Source organism: Rothia sp. L_38 (assembly GCF_050689125.1).
Taxonomy (GTDB): Bacteria; Actinomycetota; Actinomycetes; order Actinomycetales; family Micrococcaceae; genus Rothia.
In genome coordinates, this window is sequence record NZ_JBOEQD010000021.1 from 1 (window position 1) to 21,400 (window position 21,400).

The window sequence follows — 21,400 nt, forward strand, 5'->3', positions numbered from 1 at the left end:
GCTGATTTTTATTTGGTTGCTTTTGCGGTTGCTCATGACCACACCGTGTTGACACATGAGCAGCCGAGCCCTGGAGCTAAGAAGCGGGTTCTGATTCCTAACGTTTGTGATGCTTTCGGAGTCAGGTATGCGGACACGTTCCAGATGATACGCGCTCTGCACGCAAGGATTTGATGGGTAGCCTGTACAGAGCAGAGGGATAAAGCTGTGAGCAATAGAAAACTTGTAGATGGCTTTAAAGCGATGGGCTTTGCAGTTGGTTTTGGTGACGACAAAGAAGTACCAGCTAACCTTGAGGTCCGCAATGGCAAGATGGAGCTAACGCTCTTATTGTTGAGCAAAAATCCCTTAGATTTATTAACTGAGGAGAAGGAATCAGTTCCAGGTTCTATCTTATTTTCGAGCACTGAAGTTAAGGTGAACCTCTCAAAGTTGTGTGTGTCTAGGCAGAAATCTGAGATATTCTCCGGCATAAGGGCTAAAATCTTCATTGTCGGTAGAGCAGTCTGCACATCAGAAGATATCGACCACAGTCAGATACACGGCATGATCTCTGAGCTGGAAGGGTTTGACCGGTGGGCTGAACAGTAGTCTATTTTTTACAAACCTGATATTTGGTGATGGTCAGGGTGAACCGCCAAAAGTTATGTTGAAGGCTGAGGTTCAGCAGCCAGTTCTTTTGGGATCTTCTTTTAACGTTCAGGCTAATGCGGCCTTTATACTTCCTGCAGGGACCCCCTATAACACTTCTTACGCTATTCATAATGTCGCTACATTGCGGAGCCAGACCGCTGACTTGAATCCTTGGGAGGAACACCAGCAAATTCATCAAATGATTCAAGGTCTTGTATGCCTTGCATATGGGTATCCATGTTCTATACGACTAAAAGAGATTCTAAGAATAGATAACCAACCGCGCCTCCCCGAATCTACTCAAGAAACTAGCGACAGATACTACTGGCATGAGTATTTCGAAAGAAGTTTTGGACGTTCGCAGCATGCTGGACCCCGGAAAGAAATCAAAGATTACGAACCTCTCTTCAGACTTTCTGATACTAACCCTGCCGATATGGAAAATTGGATTGAGAACTTTGATAAATGGTCTCGCCCCACTTGGATTGCGGTTGAGAGCATCTTCCAACCTTATTTAGCTACTGAGAGTAAAATACTACTTATCGGCTCAGCGTTAGAAGCACTCAGATATGGAGTCTAGCTCTACGAAGAACATAATGGGTACGCAGAGTCTTACGGTAAGGGCTGGTGCCGAGGAAGCAGATCAGGCTGCCAAAAGCCAAGTTGCAATAGAAAGCCTCTGATTACTTTGAAAAGGCGGCAAAAAATCTACCATGGGAGAGACTCAACATCTCGAACGATGAAAATGCCCAGTCCTGGGCAATTGAATTTAATCGTGTTTATAAGGGCTGCAAACACGCAGATAATCCGCTACCAGACGAGACAGAGGCCCTTGATCGAACCACTCAAGGACTTCTGGTTAGCAGATGCTGGCTCGCAAAGAAATTGGAAATTAAGGATAAAACTCTCATAGTAAATATAAATTCACAGCGAGGAAGCCGGATCCTGTAAAAAAGTTCTATTAGGCAATTTTATCAATTTATTCCGATAGTTTTATGTATTTGAAACTTTATAAGATCGACGGTGCAGGTGATTCTGGAGAGAAACATACATAATCAGGGCCTACAAGCTCGTTTAACTCCTGTCAACGTCACGGATAACCTATCTGGATCAACAAGTTACCTACAAGTTCTTGAGACAATCACCCAGCCAATCGAATAAGTTATGTGCCCAGTCCGCAAGTTGCTCAAAACTACCGGGTGCCGTTAAGTAAAACATGATGCACGCAAGTAGAAGCAAAGACAACATAATTCGGCGGCGACTTTCTATGAAGCTTGCATTGAAAGAACTCAAAGTCTGGTTAAAAACTCTACCATTACTACTTGCAGGAAAGAGTAGAGAGCCCAAGACTATTTTAAGATAGTAAATACAGACAAGCCAACTAATAAAAATTGCAAATAGAGACAGCATAAAAGCGTATAGATATTTTTGATTATTATTACTTGCTAAATATAAGAAACGTGGGATAGCATCCGTCAAGATTTTTTCACTACCAGACCCTTCCATAGACCTCTCTGATATTGACAATAAAGAATAGGGGTTTTCTAAGTCCTGAGCCTGAAACATAGCACAATAAGCCAGAATACTGCTAACTAACAACCCAAGGATTCCTAACACTGCCTTTTTCAGAGCCTCACTGGTGTAGTGAGAACGCCTTCTATAGAGAAAAAGGGAAGCCACTAGAGCTGTTACTCCACCGGAATAAAGAGGTAAGGGGGCGATAATAGGCACAACTAATTTGGAAACCACGAGGAGAGAACCTAATCCAAAGATAGCTATAAAACCAAACAAAACCGACTCATCATCTGAAGTACTATTGTTTCTCTGACTGCCATAGTTGTTGATAGTTTTTGAACTTACACTATTAGTAACCATATTATTAACAAATGAACCATTGTTAGAACCAATATGGATGCGTTGACCTTCAGATCTTATAATATTATCGGGCGCATTATTTTCCTTGCCACGTAGACCAAATATTAAGGCTAATCCTGCCGTAATAGCCGTAGCTATGATATTCGCCAAGACGTTACCTGGTAAACTATCGATAATCCCACTAGAGTTGATCATACAAATTTCCCTCAATTTTCTTTATTGATATATTAATTTTTAATAAAATTTGATTATCGACATTCGCCTACCATGAAACGACACCACCTCTTAAAGAAGATTGAAAATATTTTTCCACTAGAATAGTTCTAAAATTTTCATAATTTTTAAGTGATTGCTCCTCGACCGGGATACCAATATTTTTGACACTATCCATGACTGTTGTTTTAGACATCAATTTTACATATAGCCATACACCGCAAGACAATAGAATTGGCACAATAAATAGCCACGAAGAAATTTCTCTACCAAGATACACCACACCAACAAGAACCAACAAAATCAGCATGTTCACGAGAGATAGAATAAAGATTATAAAACTTTCTAGACGCCCAGGAATAGGCTGTCCACCGTTTATCTCAGAACTCTTATAATGATTGATAAACTTAATATTTTCTAGGTAACAAAGAAATCTATTTAGAGATTCTGCAATAGAAAAGACTGCTAGCACCCCAAGACACCCTTCTTGCATATCAAATTCTGCAAAAAAGGGCTCTACCCAAACTGGCGATAATACGACAAGCACAGCTAGACAGATAAGCTCGTAGAACCGCCCGACAGAATATAACTTAAAAAGTCGCATCCGAAATATAGAGCAAATTAAAACAATTTCAATAAAAATAATGATGAAAATGAGTGAGCCCTTTAAAATACCTAGCCCTTCAAGTGAAGTAGTTAAAAAATTATACACATAACCAAATAAATCATTATCAACTGCTATTGATAATATAATGACTATAATTAGAAACGAAAACCCGATAAGCCATTTATGTTGTTCAAATGAGGCGATAATCTTTAGCGTTTCGAGAACAGTAGCTACCATTAACGATACAAGTGCTCCTACAGAAAGGTTCTCAATTGTACCTCCCACAAGCTGATCAATACTTTTCCCCCCAGTCCCAGAAGAGACCCATTGGAAAAAGCTTGCTACTACAGAAATAACTGCCGCCAAAGTAACATATCTTCCCCATACATCCAAAACTCTAAGAAATACATCTTTTATAAAGAAGGAAATACCCCAAAATAGCAACTTGAACCTGAGTAATAGAACCACCCTCCTGACGTACTTTAAGTCTCTATCCAAAAAATCTCCCTTGAATAAAGATTTCTCACCAAGGGTTGCTTCACAAACTTCCTTAGCTTTTATTTGCAATTTGTTATTTTGCAAACCCTCTTCAATGGCACCTTTTCTGCAACTACAGATAACCCTTTTATGGGACAGATACCCTTCTGGGACTCCTGACGAAAGTTCAACCAGTTTGCAGAAACTTCCCGCTGGTATATTTAAGTCCTTTTCTTCATTTCTATACCTTTGGTTGAATCTATCAAAAATAATTTTATCTACTGAATCCTTAACACAATTAATCGTTAAGTACTGTGGCGCTAACAGAAATACCATCCCTGCATAGTAAATTACTAATAATACAAAAATGGAAATAATAACTGTGGATAATAACTCAGCCATGCTTATCCAATCAGGTGGCGGATGAGGAAGTCGCGGGTGTCAGCAAGAATTTTGTTCTCTATAGTCAAGCTTTTGATATTTTCTTCTATATTTTCATACTCAGCATTCTGTGAGATCAGGGGGACACTCAGCTTATGCAGCTGTTTGCGATTAATTGAGCTGAAGATTGTGCCTTCTCCCTCGAAAGGCTCCCAGAGTTGCGGACTCTCCTTCAACAAATAGAAGAGCTGGCTCGTATTCCCATCTTTAGCCCGGATTGCAGCAACACCATGCCCCACACAACAAGCTTTATCAGTCCTGTTCAAATCACCGACTGGTGCGCGGACACTCAAAAGAATATCGCCTTCATCAACTATGCGGGTCGGAGCAGTCGTATACACACGTTGCGTTGGGTAACGGAAACCAAAGTCACAACGGCCCTGATAGAAAATGGCGCCTTCACCCTCCTCATTCAAAGAGTCGCCGGCAGGAGACTGACCCATCGTAATCTCTGCAATTTCAGACAACGGTGCCGTAGTAATTGACGCTGAGATTTCTCTTCTCATTAGTGCGCTACCAAGCTCAGATAATGAATTCAGGAGGCGGGAGTTGGCCTCAATCTTGTCATCCATCGATCCCAAAATCTCAGCAATCCCCTTCTGCTCAGCATACGAGGGGATAGCTACTTCAAAGTTTTCCAACACTGATTTACTAACGATAGGTTTAGCGCTACCAGATGAAATGGCATATAGCTCTTCTGGCAAAGTAGTGAATAGGTAGTAGAGATATAGGCCATGCGCCTGTTTTTCATCGGCAACGAGTGAATTAATTTGCTGATTAGTAACCGTCGGAACCTGTACGTACGAGGCTTTCCCGATAGTGGCCCCGATGCAAGTTATAGCAACAGCACCGGAATCTACCATGCGCCGGCTGAAGGGTTCCTTACCTTCTACCGATAGAAATCTTGACGTTATAGCTTGTCGAACACCGAATACTTGGTCGCTTGGAGTCAAAAACGGAGTATTGTCACCCCAGTGCTCAGGATTATTTTTAGATGGTGTACCACCTGTAACTACAGTAGCAATCTCTCGAATTTGTTTTATCTGCCACCCGGCGGCCTTCTGCTCTTGAGTCAGTTGCAACGCCATGCTTATACACTCTCTCTTTCAGTAGCGGCGTCCTCAGCAGGCACATCCGGTAGCTCTAGCGCAGCCAAGTGCTTCTGCGCCACCTCAGCCAGGCGCGCAGACTCCGCGAACTGCTCCGCCAGAGTTGCCCGCAGGCGCGCGATACGCACGTCCACCGGCTCGCCAGTTTCTTCCACCGCAGCAGAACCCACATACCTGCCCGGGGCGAGCGCCCAGTCCTGCTTTTCAATGTCCTCAATCGTCACCGACTTGCAGAAACCCAGCTCGTCCTCGTAAACCTCGGTATTCAGCTCCGAATCAGTACCGCGCCAACGATGCCAGGCACCAGCAATCTTCTGGATATCCTCGTCTTCAAACACACGCGTCTTACGGTCAATCATGCGGCCCAAACCGCGGGCGTCAATCATGAGCACCTCGCCCTTACGCTCACTAGTGCCACGCTTACCCACCGACTTATCCTTAGCCAGCACCCACACGCACACCGGAATCGCCGTGCCAGTAAATAGGTTGGCAGGCAGCACCAACATGGCAGCCACCGCATCGCCCTGAACCATCGCCCGGCGGATCTCATCCTCACCACCGGTATTAGAGGTCATCGACCCATTCGCCAACACCACAGCAGCCGAACCGCCAGCGTTCAGTTTGCTCCAAATATGCTGTAACCAGGCATAGTTTGCGTTACGCTCCGGGGGCACACCAAAATTCCAGCGCGGATCATCGGTGCGGCGGCTCCACTCCTTCAGGTTGAAGGGAGGGTTAGCCATTACAAAATCAAAGTTCTCTCCAGCATGCCTGTCCTCAGCAAAAGTATCTCCCCAGCGGTCGCCCAGGTGCCCAAAGATGCCATGAATCGCCAGGTTCAGACGTGCGAGCTTCCAGGTTTGGTCGTTGTACTCCTGCCCATACACAGTCAGTGAAGGCTCATAGCCTTTCTCCTGTTTAAATTGCTTACCGTGGGCCTCAACGAACTTCTCCGACTGCACGAACATACCGCCGGAACCACAGCAGGGATCATATAGTTTGCCATCCACCGGGTTAAGAATCTCCACCAGGGTACGCACCACCGACCGCGGGGTGTAGAACTCGCCGCCGCGCTGGCCCTGCTTAGCCGCGAACTGGCCCAAGAAGTACTCGTAGACCTCACCTAAAATATCTAGGGATGAGCGGCCGGTATCCTCACGCATTGCCTTGAAATCGGCGTTAGAGAAGAGGTCAATCAGGCCAACCAAGCGGGTCTGATCTACGTTCTCTCGGTTATAGATCTCGCTCAAGGCACCGTTCAGGCGAGGGTTGGCATCCATAATCTCGCGCATGGCAGCATCAAGCAGTTCACCCGCGCTGCCGCTCTTAGCCTGCTGAGCAATGAAACCCCAGCGAGCCTTCTCTGGTACAAAATAAACACTGGCACTGTAGAACTCGTCCGGGTCACTCAGGTAAGCTTCCAGCTCTTCCTCAAGTTCCTGCCCTTCAAAACCGTCCTCAGCAATCTCGGCGCGAATAGCCTCAGCGCGCTCATCAAAACTATCGCTGAGATACTTCAGAAAGATAAGCCCCAGCACAAAGTTCATGTAATCCGACGAATTCATGGAACCGCGCAGCTTATCAGCTGCCTTCCATATCAGATCTCGCAGCTCCGCGGGAGTAATAGCAGCAGACTTAGTAGCCTTACGAGCAACCATTGACTCAACCTCTTTTCACTATGAGGCTTATTCATAAGGGGGTTAAAGCATGAACCCCTACCAACTAGACAACGGCCCCACCAGGCGGCAAAAATTGAGAGTCAAATCATCACAAATAACCTCAAGCCACACCGGAAGAACCGTTGCTACACCAGCGTACAACCGGCCTCACCGCCACGCAATTCGCCACGCTACTCACAGCCCTGAACAACCAGCTCACCTGGGTCAAACCCGCCGAAAAACCCCGCAGACTCACCCTGGCCCAGGCCCTAAAAATCACCCTCATCAGCTACCGGCACAATCTGACCCAAGAAGCCCTCGCTCACCTCTTCGACGTCTCACAGCCCACCATCTCACGGACTATCAGCACCATCGAGAAGGCCCTAGAGAAAATCCTCAGCCCACTCGTTCCCACCTTGGAGGGGAACTTGAAAGCACCCGGCTCTCTCGTGATTGATGGAACCCTTATTCCCACCTGGAACTGGCGCTCACAAGGTAAAAGAAACTTCTCAGGTAAGTACAAACGAGCAGGATTTAACCATCAGGTGATCTGCACCCTCGATGGCAGGCTCCTGGCTATTACTGATCCGCTGCCTGGTGCTAGGCATGATGCTCATGCTTTTAGAGCCCACGGGCTAGATGAGTTTCTCGATTCCTCAACTTTGGCAGATAAGGGCTATGTGGGTTTGGGGCTGGCTACACCGGCCAAGCGCAAGCCTGGGGTGAAGCTAACTAAGGAGCAGAAACGAAATAATCGAGTGCTGAACCGGTTGCGGTCGGTGGTGGAGCGGGTGATTGCTCAGGTAAAGACCTGGCGGGTGTTGCACTCGGGGTTCAGGCGGCCTTTGAGCTTGTATCAGCGGGTGTTTTCGGTGGTGCGGGGGTTGTTGTTTCTGGCTGCCGGTCGGACCTTATGAATAACCCTCTATGCACCGGTACAGACCGGTGAACTAAACTGAATTAAGATTCTCACGGAAAAGCTCGTAAGGATAGAGTAGTTACTGATACGCCCCCGTATCAGAATACCTATATTCTTTTTTCAAGAAAGGTAATAGTTCCTTCTGACAGACCGGCAAGAGTCTGATGTTCCAGCTCTTCCAAGGCAGTCAGACGCGCAACGAGCGCCTGCCTTTGGTGTTTGATCTTTGCCAGCTCCGTTTCTAGGGAGTTATTCTCAGCAGTAGCAGTACCTGTAAATGCTTTCAGCACGACAGGTGGCACTCTCACTTCTTTCGCTAGAGCCTTCTGGGCACCAGCCAGCTTCTGTTCCTGCAAACCAGCCCGCACCAGCCGTGCAAAGACCTCGCTACTAAGCGCAACCTGTTGGGGCTTCTCATCTGCGCTACGCAGAATAAAAAGTGGGGCTTGGACCAGCACCAGGCCGAGCTCAGCACCCACTACGAAGGTCTCTGCACTACCCTCAGAGACCACAATGTCCCCCGGCAGTGCCGGATCGGCTGAGTTACCAAGTTGCGCCAGATCAGCCACCTTTAGTGCCCTAAAGTAGTGGGCACAGTGGTTCCTCTGCCCAACCTTGCCATGCTGTCTTCATCTAACAGACGCACCCAAGCGCCGCCATCCTTAGCTTCAACAGCGCTTACCAAACCCGCAGGGAGCTTAGACTGGGCATAGCCTGGAACCCACTTGAGGGCTCTCTGTCTTATCAGTTCTGCGATGGTGAGATGCTTCTGTTGTGCGGTCTCAGCTACACGCCAATCCAAACTCAGTGGCTGCAGGTTAGTTGTCTGAATCTCCCTGACTTTTAAGTTAATAACACTCACTCTCTGTTGTCCGGGCTTGACTGCCTTCGCCGCGCTTTTATAGCTATGTGCTCCATGCTCAGAAATTTCCCGCTACACCACATATTGTCCGCTGGCCAACGCATGTTCCCCAACTGAACTGTGCACGGCAGAAGACCAGTCCTCCTGCACCAGAGCACCTATATCGTGTATGATGGCCTGCCAGTGGGCATCCTTCTGCCTCAAACTACCACCAAGGTTAAGCACGGCCACCAGAGGTCGGTTATCCGGGCCAACTCTGTGGTTCTCGAAAATTGCCACTGCCAGGGAAGCGTTCGATTCAGACCGCAAGACTCCAGGACCAAGATCTACCACAGCAACCATGTGGCCATAGCGCAACATATCCATGTGCGCGCTACTAACTTGGCTGCCATCACGTACCGGGCTGGTTAGTAGCTCAGACCTACCCAAAACGACAATCGGTACGCCCTCAGGTGAGCTGTCTACAACCTGGCTCAGCGCTTTCCAGTAAAGCTCGTAGGAGGCACCTCGTCGGGCCAGAGGCAAATAGGTGACGATAGCAGAAGCGTCATGGGCCTCTTCAAGCTGCCCCTCCCGGTAAGGGCTATAGAGACTATCAGCTGATAAAAAGACTTGGAATAAGCGCAGAAGCTCATTGCTTTCTCTCATGCCTTCAGCAAAGCTAATACTCTGCAACCCATCAGGGTCATTAGCTACAAGCATCTGCGCCAACTGAATTAAAATGTCATCGTTGGAAGACTGGGGAAAATAGAAATGAAGCCCAGTGCCAAACTCCCCCAGCAGATCAGCGAGGAATTCCCCGACGAGTCCCTGCATAGACTCATTAGAGTCACGCTCACTCACGGCTAGGAACAGTTGGAAAGAGCTCAGAGGTTCTTCAGAGTACCGGGCGACTAGGGCTCCCACTCTATTCAAAACCCCATAGATACCGGTATTCATCGTGAGCAGGTAAGGTTTCACCAGCTCTGCTAGAGGCTGGGATTTTGTAGCGCACCTACGTAGCAGGGCTGCTGGACGCTCATCTGTAAGGTATTCAATCTGCTCATAGATAATACTGAAAACCATAAAGGCCAGCACCTGCTCTTTGCTGTCTAAACCCAAGCATTCGTTTGCACCCCCAGCACCGCAGCATCAGTCAGCATCTGTTCTAACGGCTTTTGAACAGAGCGCTTTGTACACCACTCCACAACCTCAAGCGCAGAGTACAGAGTCTTGGCACCCCTTTGTGCTATGGGGAAGTCCGCATGTCTCTTAGCCCAAGTAGGCACAACTGCCCTTTCCACCCCGGCAACCATCGCGGCCTGGGACGAGTTCAGCACCAGCCCTCCAAGCGCATCCAGAGAATCTAAGGGGGAAGTCATACCAACATCCTACGCTCCCCAAAAGCAAAATTTTTAAATAACCAAAACCGTAAACTTAAATAAGTGCAAAAGATGCGACCATAAGTTCCTTGATTTTTAGAGGTTAAATCACCTATCACATTAAATAACGGTCGCATCACTGTAAGATAATCGCGGCATGCTACCTGAGATCCTGAAAGATTAGCTTGTATCAGCTCGTAAAGACATTCCCAACCGCCTAAAGCTCACTCCTATCCTTGCGCCCCTAAACCCCGGAAGTAGAGTAAACTAAGGACGATTTACACTCACTACACTACGGTTGGGACACCCCTGTGACCTCTCGCTCCCATTTCGCCTGGACCCTGCACGGCGACGGCAAGAACATCACCCCGGGCGGGGTCGTCCGCCCCCTCGAACGCCTCACCTGGGGCCATACCATCGGTATCGGCGCCCAGCACGTGGTTGCTATGTTCGGTGCGACCTTCCTGGTGCCTCTGCTGACGGGCTTCCCGCCCGCGACCACCCTCTTCTTCTCGGGCATCGGCACCATGCTCTTCCTGCTGATCACGGCAGGACGCGTACCCTCCTACCTGGGCTCGTCCTTCGCCTTCATCGCGCCCCTAGCAGCTGCCACCAACCAGTACGGCCCCGGCGGGGCCCTGGGCGGTATCGTCATGGCCGGTGTCTCCCTCTTTATTGTTGGTCTGGTTGTTCAGGTCGCGGGCACCGGCTGGCTAACCAAGCTCATGCCCCCGGTAGTCACGGGCTCCATCGTGGCGCTCATTGGCTTCAACCTGGCTCCGTCCGCTAAGAATAACTTCATGGAAGCGCCCGTTACCGCCCTGGTGACCCTGTGCTCCATCATCCTGATTTCTGTACTCTTCAAGGGCATGATTGGCCGCCTGTCGATCCTGCTGGGCGTTATCATCGGCTACATCACCGCCGTGGTGCGCGGCGAGGTCGATTTCGCCGCCATCGAAAAGACCTGGGCTGAGCAGGGCCTGATCGGCCTACCCCACTTCCAGCACCCCGAGTTCCACTGGAACCTAGCTGGCCTCTTCATCCCCGTCATTCTGGTGCTGGTTGCCGAGAACATCGGTCACGTAAAGTCCGTTGCCCTGATGACCGGGGATAACCTCGATAAGTACTCCGGCCGTGCCCTCATGGCCGACGGCCTGGCCACCACCTTGGCCGGTGCCGGTGGCGGTTCAGGTACCACCACCTACGCTGAAAACATCGGTGTTATGGCAGCAACCAAGGTCTACTCCACCGCCGCCTACTGGGTCGCTGCGATTTTCGCCGTCCTGCTCTCTATCTTCCCGGTCTTCGGTGCCGCGGTGGCCTCTGTTCCCGCCGGCGTGCTGGGTGGGGCTGCCACCGTGCTCTACGGCATGATCGGCATGCTGGGTGTGCGCATTTGGGTGGAGAACCGCGTGGACTTCTCCAACCAGGTCAATCTGACTGCCGCGTCCGTGGCCCTGATTGTTGGTATTGCTGACTACACCTGGGATATCGGCGACCTGCAGTTCGCCGGTATCGCTCTGGGCACCGCCGCAACCCTGGTGGTCTACCACCTGATGGCTGCGCTCAATAAGGCCTCCAAGGCTCACCCCGAGCCGCTGACTCCGAGCGAGGCTAAGGGCGACGTCCACTAGCCCCTCACCTGACAGTAGGTACCATTTAAACTAGAAAAACCCACCTAGTTCGTGGGTTTTTCTAGTTTAAATGGTACCTACCGGGAGGAGGCGAGGACGCCTGCGAGCAGGTCACTGCGGTTGGTGACGATTCCGTCAACCCCCAGGGCTATCAGTTCCCGCATGGTGCGTTCATCGTCTATCGTCCACACGTGCACCTCCACTCCCGCGCGGCGGGCAGCAGCCAGCAGTTTACGGTCCACAATACGCAGGCGGCGGCCAGCCACCCGGTGATAGGCAGGGACCTGCACCGCATCAAAGGGCAGCATAAACTTACCAGTTAGCGGCTTCAAAACACCCCATAGGCTAGGGTGTATGCGCGACAAGACATAAAAGAAAGTAAAGGCGGGCTGTGAGGCGCTCAGGGGAATCTGTACCCCTAGATTCTGGGCCGCCCGTTGCGCCTGCCGCAGGCGGCGCTCGGAAAAGGACGCCAGTCGCACCCGTTCTACTGCACCGGCAGCTACCAGCACCCGCACAACCTCGGCCGCCGAACCGGCGTCCTTCAGGTCAATGTTGAAGCGGGTCTCGGGGAAGGCCTCAAGCATGTCGCGCAGGCGAGGAATCCGGCCACCGCCCACCAGGTTCAGCTCACGGAGCTGCTCCCAGGGCATCTCAGCTACCCGGCCGGGGCGACCCACCAGCCGGTTGAGGGTGGGGTCGTGAAAGACCAGAACCTGGCCGTCCGCGGTGGTATTCACATCGGTCTCGAGCCAGTGCGCTCCGGCAGCCAGGGCGCTACGGAAGGCACCCTCGGTGTTTTCAGCCTGCCCCTCAGCCAGCCCCCGGTGGGCATAAATCTGGGTGTGGGCAGGTGAAGACAATGAAAATGCGTGTGAAGGCATAAGAACCAGTATATTACCGGTCAGTAACTTAGGCCTGGCGACCCTCGCGTTCAGTCAGCATGCGCTCGATAATCTGGGCAACGCCGTCCTCTTCAAACCCCGGGCAGATACGCCCCACCCGGTCTTTGAGTTCCGGCAGGCCCGAGGCCATCACATAGCCGTGGCCAGCCCAGTCCAGCATCTCAAAGTCATTGGGCATATCACCAAAAGCCGCCACCTCATCGGGGGCAATGCCCAGGGACTGGGCAAAATCTGCCAGCACCCGCCCCTTATTCAACCCCCGCTGGGCAACCTCGACCAGGGGCTGGTAGGGGGCTGACCTGGTTACAGAGGCCCGCTCCCCCACCACTTCTTGAACCTGTACCAGCAGGTCAGACGGAACAGCGCCTCCCTGGAAAAGCAGGTACTTCACAACCTCCGCACGGGGCGCCAGAATCTGGCTCAGGGGTCCCTCCACCATCTTGCTCGTGTCTTCCTGAACATGGGGTTCATAGGTGCCCTGCACATAGACGTGTTCCAGGGTCTCAGCGATATAGAGAGCACCGGGGAATGCCTCTTCTAGATCGGCGTGCAGGGCCTGTACCTCGCTCCCGCTCATGGTGCGGGTGGCGACCACCTGCGAGCGGGCGATATCGTAGGTCACCGCGCCGTTTGAGCAGAAGGCAAAGGAATTCTCGCCGTTCCACTCCTGCCCCAGTTGCGCTAGCACGGGTTCCATCCAGCGCAGCGGGCGGCCGGTCACAAAGACAATACGGACGCCAGCATCCGCCGCCGCGTGCAGGGCTTGCAGGGTGCGGGGGCGGAACCTGAAGTCACTGCCGATAAGGGTGCCGTCCAGGTCGCTGGCAATCAGTTTAATCATGCTTTACATTCTAGAGGCTTGCTAGGAAGATTCCGCAGACTCACGCTTGCTGCCGACCCTCTCACTGGTTCGCTGACGCTCACAAGCGATTCACGCCAGCCACCGAGCCAGCAGCTTCGCTGTGAGTCTGCTTCATCTATCTTTAGGCAAGCCCTCTAGTTCTCTTCTTCATAGGTGGCAGTCAAGAAGGCCCGGGCGATGCCGTGGAAGAAGAGGTTGAAGTTAACCACGGCGGGGCTGGCGTTTTCGTCGATGTCGAGTTTTTCCACGTCAACGGCGGTGACACAGAAGATGTAGCGGTGGGGGCCGTGGCCTGTGGGAGGGGCAGCGCCGATGAAGGCGCGGGTGCCACCGTCATTGAGATGCCCCAGAGCTCCCTCGGGTAGGTTCTCGGCTGCACCGGTGGCAAGTTCGGTGACTGAGGCGGGGATGTTTGAGGCCGTCCAGTGCCAGAAACCTGAGGGGGCGGGTGCGTCCGGGTCGAAGCAGGTGACTACAAAGGACTTGGTTTCTTCTGGGAAGCCGCTCCAGGAGAGCTGGGGTGAGACGTCCTCACCACCTGCACCCATGATGCCGGAAACCTGGGCGCGGGGCAGGGTCTCACCTTCGCTGATATCAGCGGACGTCAGCGTAAAGGTGGGTAGGTCGGGCAGGTCTGCGTAGGGTTCGTGGTTGAGCATGGGGGCTTCATCCTCCTTGATTGGCTGTGACCATGCACTACCCAGTCTACTAACTATCACCCCTGCCGAAAAGGGACCTGAAAATCAAAAAAGGACCGCGTATTATGCGGTCCCCTTGGGGAGAAGCAGAACTAGCTCTCGGGGTAGAGCACGGCGTTCAGCTCATCGCGGGTGGGCGGGTTCGCCCCCTCACGGGAGACGGTGATACCGGCGGCAACTGCTGCGAAGGCCAGGATTTCCTTGAGGTCGTCCTTGCTCAGCAGCTCGATAGCTGCACGGGCGCCCCTACCTTCAATACCGCGGTCCAAGAGGGCAGCGATGAGAGCTGCCATGAGGGAATCACCTGCACCCACGGTGTCGGCGACCTCTACCCGGTAGGCGGGCAGGGCGATGCCGTCGGGTGACGTCTTGCGGGTAATCGCCCAGGGGCCCATCTCACCGCGGGTTACGACCACCAGGGAAGCCCCCAGGTCAAGCCAGGCCTGAGCGGATTCTTCAAGAGTACGGCCCGGGTAGAGCCAGAGCAGGTCTTCGTCAGAAGCCTTAACTACGTCGGCCTGGCACACGATGCCCTCGGCCCAGGTGCGGGCCTCTGCTGCATCGGGAACAATAGAAGGGCGGCAGTTGGGATCGTAAGAGATCAGCGCGTGGGGTGCTGCCTGCTTGATGGTTTCCAGGACGGCGGTAGCCCCGGGTTCGAGCATAGCGCCGATAGAGCCCACGTGTACGGCGGTGGCGGTCTTGCCGACCTCCTCAAGAGCAGACTGGGCAGCATCGAGAGACCAGTCGATGTCGAACTCGTAGTCAGCAGCGCCGGTTTCACCGATGGTGGCCTGGGCTACCGAGGTCTTCTTGGCGTCCGCTCCTACCGGCAGCAGGACGCCCGAGGCGCGCAGGTGGGCGTCGATAAGTTCACCGTAGGCATCCTTGCCGTAGCGGCCAATAAACTGGGCCTGGTGGCCCAGACGGGAAACGCCAACGGCAACGTTCATGGGGGAACCGCCGGGGTGGGCGTGGGATTCTACGCCGGGGCGCTGGACAACATCTACGAGGGCTTCGCCTATGACAGTGAGCATGCCCTTATTTTACCGGTTGTGGCCCTAGCCTCAGAGAAGTTTCGCGTCACAAACTCCACATGTGAGACAACAAACTATAAGCTTAGGTCTGTAGTGCCCACCAGCCTCTTGCCTGCCCGTACAGAGCATGGGGTGGGGGCCGCCAGTCACAAACTACCAGCGCACCGCCGCGCTGCTAACCGATGAGTTCAATGACGCTACTCATCGAGGAAGAGGTCAACACTATGACTATTTCTGCCGACAATGCTCACGAGCAGTGGCTTGCCTCTGAGGCTGAAGCCGAGGCTATGATTCCCCTGATTGGCAAGCTGAACCGAGAGAACAATGTGGTTGTCTCTATTCACGGTCACAGCCTGATCAACAAGTCTGTTATTCAGATTTTGAAGGCTCACCGTTTTGCTCGTCAGATTGATGACGTTGAGCTCAACCCGGCCGATTCTCTGAAGATCCTTGAGATTGTCAGCACCCTCGACCTGGGTGCCTGCTCGCTGGGTCTGGCTAGCCTGCAGCGCAAGTTTGAGGCATCTGGCGCGAGCGACCTTGAGGCCTTCCTGCGCGAAGAACTGGCTCCCGTGGTCGGTAAGAAGGGGCAGATTGAGGCTGCTTCCCAGGACGTCGTGCTCTATGGCTTCGGTCGTATCGGCCGCCTGCTGGCTCGTATCCTGTTGGAGCGCTCCACCGGTCCCGGCCCCAAGCTCCGCGCGGTTGTTGTTCGTAAGAATACTGATAACGACCTCTACAAGCGTGCCTCCCTGCTACGCCGCGATTCGGTTCACGGCGCTTTCAAGGGCACCATCCGCGTGGACGAAGAGAACTCCACCATCATCGCCAACGGCACCCCCATCAAGTTCATTTACGCTTCCGACCCGGCTGAGGTTGATTACACTGCCCACGGCATCGACAAGGCTATCGTGGTTGATAACACCGGCCGCTGGCGTGACAAGGACGGCCTCTCCCGCCACCTGCAGGCCAAGGGGGCTGCGCGCGTCCTGCTCACCGCTCCCGGTAAGGGCGTCAAGAACATCGTCTGCGGCGTCAACGACGACATCATCGAAGATAGCGATACCGTCCTGTCAGCAGCCTCCTGCACCACCAACGCCATTACCCCCGTACTGGCCGTCATGGACGAGGTCTTCGGGGTCAAGCGCGGCCACGTTGAGACCGTCCACTCCTTTACCAATGACCAGAACCTGATTGATAACTTCCACAAAGGAGATCGTCGTGGCCGCTCCGCTGCCCTGAACATGGTCATTACCGAAACCGGCGCCGCCAAGGCAGTGTCTAAGGCTCTGCCCCAGCTGGAGGGCAAGTTGACCGGTAACGCTATCCGCGTTCCCACCCCCGATGTCTCTATGGCTATTTTGAGCCTTCAGCTTGAGAAGCCCGTCGGCTCCAAGGAAGAGCTCAACAACCTGCTGCGCGAGCGCTCCCTGCGCTCTAACCTGCGCCGCCAGATTGACTACACCGACTCCCATGAGGTCGTTTCAACCGACTTCGTTGGCTCCCGCGCCGCCGGTGTCGTGGACGGCCTGGCCACCATCACCTCCGGTGACGATAACGCTATTCTCTACGTCTGGTACGACAACGAGTTCGGCTACTCCTGCCAGGTAATTCGTGTGCTTGAGACCATGATCGGCGGCAAGCTGCAGAGCTTCCCCGCAGCGGCCTAAGAGGCCTGAGGGCGCGGACGCCCGCGCAAAAGTAGGTGCCCTCGGCTAGTTATGCCGGGGGCACCTACTTTTTAGGGGTTGGGGCGGAGGCTGCCGCCTTACGCGAAGTTCTCACTCACCCAGTCCCCTGCCGCGGTGGCGGGGGCTGCTTTTTCTGCGCCGGAGACGCGCGTGTTCAGTTCAATCAGGGTCTCGGTGGTGAGCAGAGCCGATACCTCATCGAGGACGCGGGCCGCAGCCACCGACACCTGGCGGGTGTTGATGACGGGCAGCACCTGCTGGGCCAGGATCATGTTTTTAGGGTCCTCAAGCACCACGAAGTTGTTGGCGGTGATGGCGGGGTCGGTGGAGAAGAGATCCACGATATCAACGGTGCCATCGGCCAGGGCAGCAACGGTAAGCGGGCCGCCGCCGTCGTTGATAGGTTCGAAGGAGGCCGGTGTGAAGCTATAGAGGCGCTCCAGGCCGGGTAGCCCGTAGCCTCGCTCAGCGAACTCCGGGAGTGCACCCAAGCTCACCTGGTTACTCAGGGCGGTCAGGTCATCCAGGCTGGTCAGACCGTGCTTTTCGGCTGTAGCGGCGGTAACTACTAGGGAGTCCTTGTTCTCAGCGCTCGAGGCCGCGAGAACACCTAGCTCGTCGGGCAGGGCTGCCGGGAGCGCCTGCACAATTTCTTGGGCAGTGACGGCTGCGGTTTCTGCATCGAAATAGAGCAGCAGGTTACCGGAGTAGTCGGGCACCACCGAGACTGTGCCCTCGCGCAGGGCACCGAGGTAGGCTTCGCGGGCGCCGATGGCGGGGCTGGTGGTGGCGTCTAGGCCGCGGGCGCGCAGGGCGGCAGCGTAGATTTCAGCAATGATTTGTGATTCGGTGAAGTCGGCCGAGCCCACGGTGATGGTGCCGGTGGCGCTTCCACTGCCAAAGGCGGTGGAGCCGTCAAGACCGCAGGCGGAAAGGCCGAGAGCCCCGGCGGCGAGTCCTGCCCCGGTGAAGAGGGAACGGCGAGTGAGGCGGGGTGAAGTCATGGGTGTTTACCTTAGTCCGGGGTAGGTGAGAGCCCGCTGAACGAGGGCAAGGAGGGCATCGACGAGAAGGGCCAGGGCGGCAACCAGCAGGACGGCTGCGACCATGCGGGGGTAGTCGCGCACAGCCAGCCCGTCGATAAGGTAGCGGCCCAGACCCCCAAGGTTGATGTAGGCAACCACGGTAACCGTGGCAATGACCTGGAGGGCAGCATTACGGATACCACCAAAAATCAGGGGCAGGGCTACGGGGATTTCCACCCGGGTAAGCACCTGCCAGCCTGTCATGCCCTGGGCGCGGGCGGCGTCCTTAGTCACCGGGTCAACAGCTGTGATACCGGCGTAGGTTCCCGCCAGAAGCGGAGCAAGGGCAAGAATCACCAGAGCCAGAGCGGGGGCGGTAAGACCCAGGCCCAGCCAGAGGGCAAAGAGGGTGAGCAGGCCCAGGGTGGGGAGGGCTCGCAGGGCACCGGTCAGGGCAACCACCAGGTTTTCCCCCTTACCGGTATGACCGACCCAGGCACCCAGCGGCAGGGCGATAGCCGCCGCTATCAGCAGCACCAGGCCGGAGTAGGCCAGGTGCTCGCCGAGACGCTGCCAGATACCGCCGGTACCCGCCCAGGCGCCGGGAGCGGTGAACCAGGCCCAGACGTCCTGAAAAATCATGAGGGGTTCCTCCAGCGGGTGAGCGAGGCGCCGGTCAGGGCCAGGAGGCGGTCAAGGGCGAGGGCAAGGACGAGGGTGAGTACGATTCCGGTAATAATTTCAGCCGGCAGGTCGCGGCGCAGCCCATCGGTGAAGAGAGTACCGAGGGACTGAATGCCGATCACTGCACCCACCGAGACCATGGAGATATTGGAGACCAGAGCAACGCGCAGGCCCGCAATCATCACCGGTAGTGAGAGCGGCAGTTCCACCTGCCAGAAGCGGCGCAGCGGGGTGTAGCCTACGGCGGTGGCCGCCTCCAGGGTGATGGGTGAGACCGATTCGAAGGCATCTACAGCGCTACGCACCATCATGGCTAGCACATAGACGGTCAGGGCCACGTAGACGTTGATCGGGGAAGTAATAGAAGTTCCCAGCACCAGGGGCATGAGCACGAAAAGCGCTAGTGAGGGCACGGTGTAGAGCAGGGACGCCCCGTTCACTACCGCCCCTTTACGCAGCCGTCCTGTGCGGGTATAGGCCTCGGTGGAGCGCCCGTCCGCCCGCCGCCCCAGGGCCAGGCGCGCCAGGGGTAGGGCAAGGACGAAGCCCACCAGCACAGGTATGACCGATTGCGCCAGATGCAGGGCGGTGAGGTGCCCGATATAGGGCAGGTTGGCTAGAAACCAGTTCATACGGACGCCCCGCCGTCGGACGGCGCGTCCGCAGGGTTCTCGCCGGAGTCGGCGCTCTCGGCACGGGCCCACGGAGCTTCTAGGCCGTAGCGCAGGTAGCGCTCCTGCCGGGTTGCTTCAAGCACGTTATCGGCCTCCAGCAGGCCCAGGGCCAGCCCCTGCTCGTCAACCGCCACACCCCAGCCGGAGGGGGACGACAGCACCGAATCCAGGGCATCACGCAGGGTTCCACCCCGCACGAAGAGGGAGCCGCCCGGCAGGTGCCTGCCGCCGGTGACCCAGCCGTCGGGGCGTCCGTCTGCTAGTCTCAGCTGCCAGCCCTCGGCCTCAGCTGCCTGCAGGGGGCGGACGGCCACGTTCCCCGCCCCGGCAAAGGTCAGGCGGCGCATGCCCCGGTCGCGCCCCACAAAAGAAGCAACATAATCACAGGCCGGGGCCCGCAAAATCTCTTCGGGGGTGCCGAACTGGGCGATAGTACCGCCGGGGGCAAAGACGGCGATGTAGTCCCCCAGGAGCACAGCCTCATCGATATCGTGGGTAACGAAGACGATGGTGCGTTGGAGCTTCTGCTGCAGGTCGAGAAGACTCTGTTGCAGGTCAGCCCGCACCACGGGGTCAATGGCGCTAAAGGGCTCGTCCATGAGCAAAATATCCGACTGCCCCGCCAAGGCTCGTGCCACACCCACCCGCTGGGCCTGACCACCCGATAGCTGGGCCGGGTACTTACTGGCAGATGCGCGGTCTAGGCCCACGGTATCGAGAAGTTCTAGGGCCTCGGCACGGGCCTGCTTCTTAGACACCCCTTTGAGACGGGGCACGGTAGTGATGTTATCGAGCACGCTCTGGTGGGGCATGAGCCCCGCCTGCTGCAGCACATAACCCATAGAGCGGCGCAGCTCGTGGGCTGGTCGAGAAGTGTTGGCTTCTCCCCGCACCAGAATCTCCCCGCCGGTATGTTCTACCATGCGGTTAATCATGCGCAGGGAGGTCGTTTTACCGCAGCCCGAGGGGCCCACAAAAACCGTGATGCTCCCCCGAGGAATACTGAGGTTAAGGTTGTCTACTACCACCGTGTCACCGTATTTCTTGGTGACAGACCGGAATTCAATAGCGGGGGCCGCTGCCATACATGCTCTTTCGTTTGAGGTGGGGCGGGTTTTGCTTCAGCAACCTAACGCCCACGAATCCCAGCCTATTCCAGGCAGTTCTTAAACAGCAAGTACCCTGTCATAAATGCAGATGCCCTGCTTAAAGTGACAGGCATCTGCACTTTTAAGGGGGCAGGTGGGTTGCTAGGCTAGTGACATGAAAATTGCTACCTGGAACGTGAACTCTATCCGTGCCCGCGCTGACCGCGTGGAAGACTGGCTAGAGCGCAGCGACGTAGACGTCCTAGCTATCCAAGAAACCAAGGCCACCGACGAGACCTTCCCCTACGAGATTTTTGAGTACTCGGGCTATGAGGTGGCCCATTTTGGGCTGTCACAGTGGAACGGGGTGGCGCTGGCCTCCCGGGTGGGGCTTGAGGACATTCAGCGCACCTTCACCAACCAGCCGGCTTTTGGCAAGCCGGGTGAGGACGCCGTCGTTGAGGCCCGCGCAATCGGGGCCACCTGCGGCGGGGTTCGGGTCTGGAGCCTCTACGTGCCCAACGGTCGCGGTATCGATGACCCACATATGCCCTATAAGCTGGCCTGGCTTGAGGAGCTCCGCAAGGACGCCGCCAGCTGGCTAGCGCAGGACCCCGCAGCCCAGTTCGCCCTGGTGGGAGACTTTAATATTGCCCCGCTCGATGAGGATGTATGGGATATCGACTTCTTTAGGGAAAACCAGATGACTCACGTGACCGAGCCTGAGCGGGCGGCCTTTAGGGCTTTTCTTAAAGAGCCTTTGGGGCTGGTTGATGTGGCTCGTGAGCATACCACCGTGCCCTACACCTACTGGGACTACACCAAGCTACGTTTCCCCAAGAACGAGGGGATGCGCATTGATTTTCAGCTCTACTCCCCCGTGCTGGCCCAGCGGGTTGTGGGCGCCGAAATTGACCGCGAAGAACGTAAGGGCAAGGGCGCTTCAG

At 54.7% G+C, this 21,400-nt stretch carries 21 protein-coding genes; 7 read left to right on the top strand and 14 right to left on the bottom strand.

The window, feature by feature from the left end; genetic code table 11:
• The first annotated feature begins 12 nt into the window (after positions 1–12).
• From ACRCJM_RS11570 to ACRCJM_RS11580, 3 genes are read left to right on the top strand one after another with little or no spacing between them, the layout of a single operon-like run.
• Positions 13–174 carry a DUF4411 family protein gene (locus ACRCJM_RS11570; protein WP_431465042.1) on the top strand — a complete coding sequence of 54 codons (162 nt, stop codon included), beginning with the start codon at positions 13–15 and terminating at the stop codon, positions 172–174.
• A gap of 33 nt (positions 175–207) precedes the next feature.
• Entirely contained in the window at positions 208–591 is a 384-nt protein-coding gene (locus ACRCJM_RS11575) for a hypothetical protein (RefSeq protein WP_431465023.1), read from the top strand.
• Positions 569–1,213 carry a hypothetical protein gene (locus tag ACRCJM_RS11580; RefSeq protein WP_431465024.1) on the top strand — a complete coding sequence of 215 codons (645 nt, stop codon included), beginning with the start codon at positions 569–571 and terminating at the stop codon, positions 1,211–1,213. The genes ACRCJM_RS11575 and ACRCJM_RS11580 overlap by 23 nt, the downstream gene beginning before the upstream one ends.
• Positions 1,214–1,755: 542 nt before the next feature.
• On the opposite strand, the gene ACRCJM_RS11585 is transcribed toward ACRCJM_RS11580, so the two are convergent.
• The 4 genes from ACRCJM_RS11585 to ACRCJM_RS11600 all read right to left on the bottom strand — a co-directional run bounded on the left by ACRCJM_RS11585 (position 1,756) and on the right by ACRCJM_RS11600 (position 7,013).
• Positions 1,756–2,703, bottom strand: a complete 948-nt coding sequence (locus ACRCJM_RS11585) for a hypothetical protein (RefSeq protein WP_431465025.1) — start codon at positions 2,701–2,703, stop codon at positions 1,756–1,758.
• A 67-nt stretch (positions 2,704–2,770) separates the two neighbouring features.
• Positions 2,771–4,207, bottom strand: coding sequence for a hypothetical protein (locus ACRCJM_RS11590; protein WP_431465026.1), 1,437 nt, complete (start codon positions 4,205–4,207; stop codon positions 2,771–2,773).
• Positions 4,208–4,209: 2 nt separating this feature from the next.
• On the bottom strand, positions 4,210–5,334 hold the full coding sequence (locus tag ACRCJM_RS11595; RefSeq protein ID WP_431465027.1) for a restriction endonuclease subunit S: 1,125 nt from the start codon (positions 5,332–5,334) through the stop codon (positions 4,210–4,212).
• 2 nt (positions 5,335–5,336) lie between these two features.
• Positions 5,337–7,013, bottom strand: a complete 1,677-nt coding sequence (locus ACRCJM_RS11600) for an N-6 DNA methylase (protein ID WP_431465028.1) — start codon at positions 7,011–7,013, stop codon at positions 5,337–5,339.
• A 143-nt stretch (positions 7,014–7,156) separates the two neighbouring features.
• Between ACRCJM_RS11600 and ACRCJM_RS11605 the strand changes: the two genes are divergently transcribed.
• Positions 7,157–7,930 carry a transposase family protein gene (locus ACRCJM_RS11605; protein ID WP_431465029.1) on the top strand — a complete coding sequence of 258 codons (774 nt, stop codon included), beginning with the start codon at positions 7,157–7,159 and terminating at the stop codon, positions 7,928–7,930.
• A 109-nt stretch (positions 7,931–8,039) separates the two neighbouring features.
• Here ACRCJM_RS11605 and ACRCJM_RS11610 read toward each other — a convergent pair whose 3' ends face one another.
• Positions 8,040–8,501: a hypothetical protein gene (locus tag ACRCJM_RS11610; RefSeq protein ID WP_431465030.1), complete on the bottom strand. Its 462-nt coding sequence runs from the start codon at positions 8,499–8,501 to the stop codon at positions 8,040–8,042.
• Positions 8,502–8,866: 365 nt separating this feature from the next.
• Positions 8,867–9,895, bottom strand: a complete 1,029-nt coding sequence (locus ACRCJM_RS11615) for a hypothetical protein (RefSeq protein WP_431465031.1) — start codon at positions 9,893–9,895, stop codon at positions 8,867–8,869.
• A gap of 571 nt (positions 9,896–10,466) precedes the next feature.
• Between ACRCJM_RS11615 and ACRCJM_RS11620 the strand changes: the two genes are divergently transcribed.
• Positions 10,467–11,789, top strand: coding sequence for a uracil-xanthine permease family protein (locus ACRCJM_RS11620; protein ID WP_431465032.1), 1,323 nt, complete (start codon positions 10,467–10,469; stop codon positions 11,787–11,789).
• Positions 11,790–11,866: 77 nt separating this feature from the next.
• Here ACRCJM_RS11620 and ACRCJM_RS11625 read toward each other — a convergent pair whose 3' ends face one another.
• From ACRCJM_RS11625 to ACRCJM_RS11640, 4 genes are all read right to left on the bottom strand, one after another.
• Entirely contained in the window at positions 11,867–12,673 is an 807-nt protein-coding gene (locus tag ACRCJM_RS11625; RefSeq protein WP_431465033.1) for a glycerophosphodiester phosphodiesterase family protein, read from the bottom strand.
• Between the two features lie 28 nt (positions 12,674–12,701).
• Entirely contained in the window at positions 12,702–13,535 is an 834-nt protein-coding gene (locus ACRCJM_RS11630; protein ID WP_431465034.1) for a Cof-type HAD-IIB family hydrolase, read from the bottom strand.
• A gap of 155 nt (positions 13,536–13,690) precedes the next feature.
• On the bottom strand, positions 13,691–14,215 hold the full coding sequence (locus ACRCJM_RS11635; protein WP_431465035.1) for a YbhB/YbcL family Raf kinase inhibitor-like protein: 525 nt from the start codon (positions 14,213–14,215) through the stop codon (positions 13,691–13,693).
• Positions 14,216–14,346: 131 nt separating this feature from the next.
• The gene (locus tag ACRCJM_RS11640; protein ID WP_431465036.1) at positions 14,347–15,291 is read right to left on the bottom strand and encodes a carbohydrate kinase family protein; all 945 of its coding nucleotides are present in this window, start codon (positions 15,289–15,291) and stop codon (positions 14,347–14,349) included.
• 224 nt (positions 15,292–15,515) lie between these two features.
• Here ACRCJM_RS11640 and ACRCJM_RS11645 point away from each other — a divergent pair, with 224 nt between their 5' ends.
• Complete coding sequence (locus ACRCJM_RS11645) at positions 15,516–16,961, top strand: glyceraldehyde-3-phosphate dehydrogenase (RefSeq protein WP_431465043.1); 1,446 nt, start codon at positions 15,516–15,518, stop codon at positions 16,959–16,961.
• A gap of 98 nt (positions 16,962–17,059) precedes the next feature.
• On the opposite strand, the gene ACRCJM_RS11650 is transcribed toward ACRCJM_RS11645, so the two are convergent.
• The 4 genes from ACRCJM_RS11650 to ACRCJM_RS11665 are packed head-to-tail and all read right to left on the bottom strand — an operon-like array spanning position 17,060 to position 20,450.
• Entirely contained in the window at positions 17,060–17,986 is a 927-nt protein-coding gene (locus tag ACRCJM_RS11650) for an ABC transporter substrate-binding protein (protein ID WP_431465037.1), read from the bottom strand.
• Between the two features lie 6 nt (positions 17,987–17,992).
• A complete protein-coding gene (locus tag ACRCJM_RS11655; RefSeq protein WP_431465038.1) occupies positions 17,993–18,649 on the bottom strand; it encodes an ABC transporter permease in 657 nt (218 codons plus the stop codon).
• On the bottom strand, positions 18,646–19,323 hold the full coding sequence (locus ACRCJM_RS11660) for an ABC transporter permease (RefSeq protein WP_431465039.1): 678 nt from the start codon (positions 19,321–19,323) through the stop codon (positions 18,646–18,648). Before ACRCJM_RS11660 ends, ACRCJM_RS11655 begins: the two co-directional genes overlap by 4 nt.
• Entirely contained in the window at positions 19,320–20,450 is a 1,131-nt protein-coding gene (locus ACRCJM_RS11665; protein WP_431465040.1) for an ABC transporter ATP-binding protein, read from the bottom strand. Before ACRCJM_RS11665 ends, ACRCJM_RS11660 begins: the two co-directional genes overlap by 4 nt.
• Positions 20,451–20,628: 178 nt before the next feature.
• Between ACRCJM_RS11665 and ACRCJM_RS11670 the strand changes: the two genes are divergently transcribed.
• Positions 20,629–21,400: exodeoxyribonuclease III (locus ACRCJM_RS11670; RefSeq protein WP_431465041.1), on the top strand; the 772-nt coding region annotated here is incomplete at its 3' end.

Bases quoted from the DNA above. Each gene is read 5' to 3' on its own strand.
- ACRCJM_RS11650 (WP_431465037.1), bottom strand. From the start codon at position 17,986: ATGACTTCACCCCGCCTCACTCGCCGTTCCCTCTTCACCGGGGCAGGA.
- ACRCJM_RS11585 (WP_431465025.1), bottom strand. From the start codon at position 2,703: ATGATCAACTCTAGTGGGATTATCGATAGTTTACCAGGTAACGTCTTG.
- ACRCJM_RS11635 (WP_431465035.1), bottom strand. From the start codon at position 14,215: ATGCTCAACCACGAACCCTACGCAGACCTGCCCGACCTACCCACCTTT.
- ACRCJM_RS11625 (WP_431465033.1), bottom strand. From the start codon at position 12,673: ATGCCTTCACACGCATTTTCATTGTCTTCACCTGCCCACACCCAGATT.
- ACRCJM_RS11600 (WP_431465028.1), bottom strand. From the start codon at position 7,013: ATGGTTGCTCGTAAGGCTACTAAGTCTGCTGCTATTACTCCCGCGGAG.
- ACRCJM_RS11665 (WP_431465040.1), bottom strand. From the start codon at position 20,450: ATGGCAGCGGCCCCCGCTATTGAATTCCGGTCTGTCACCAAGAAATAC.
- ACRCJM_RS11640 (WP_431465036.1), bottom strand. From the start codon at position 15,291: ATGCTCACTGTCATAGGCGAAGCCCTCGTAGATGTTGTCCAGCGCCCC.
- ACRCJM_RS11630 (WP_431465034.1), bottom strand. From the start codon at position 13,535: ATGATTAAACTGATTGCCAGCGACCTGGACGGCACCCTTATCGGCAGT.
- ACRCJM_RS11645 (WP_431465043.1), top strand. From the start codon at position 15,516: ATGACTATTTCTGCCGACAATGCTCACGAGCAGTGGCTTGCCTCTGAG.
- ACRCJM_RS11660 (WP_431465039.1), bottom strand. From the start codon at position 19,323: ATGAACTGGTTTCTAGCCAACCTGCCCTATATCGGGCACCTCACCGCC.
- ACRCJM_RS11655 (WP_431465038.1), bottom strand. From the start codon at position 18,649: ATGATTTTTCAGGACGTCTGGGCCTGGTTCACCGCTCCCGGCGCCTGG.
- ACRCJM_RS11595 (WP_431465027.1), bottom strand. From the start codon at position 5,334: ATGGCGTTGCAACTGACTCAAGAGCAGAAGGCCGCCGGGTGGCAGATA.
- ACRCJM_RS11590 (WP_431465026.1), bottom strand. From the start codon at position 4,207: ATGGCTGAGTTATTATCCACAGTTATTATTTCCATTTTTGTATTATTA.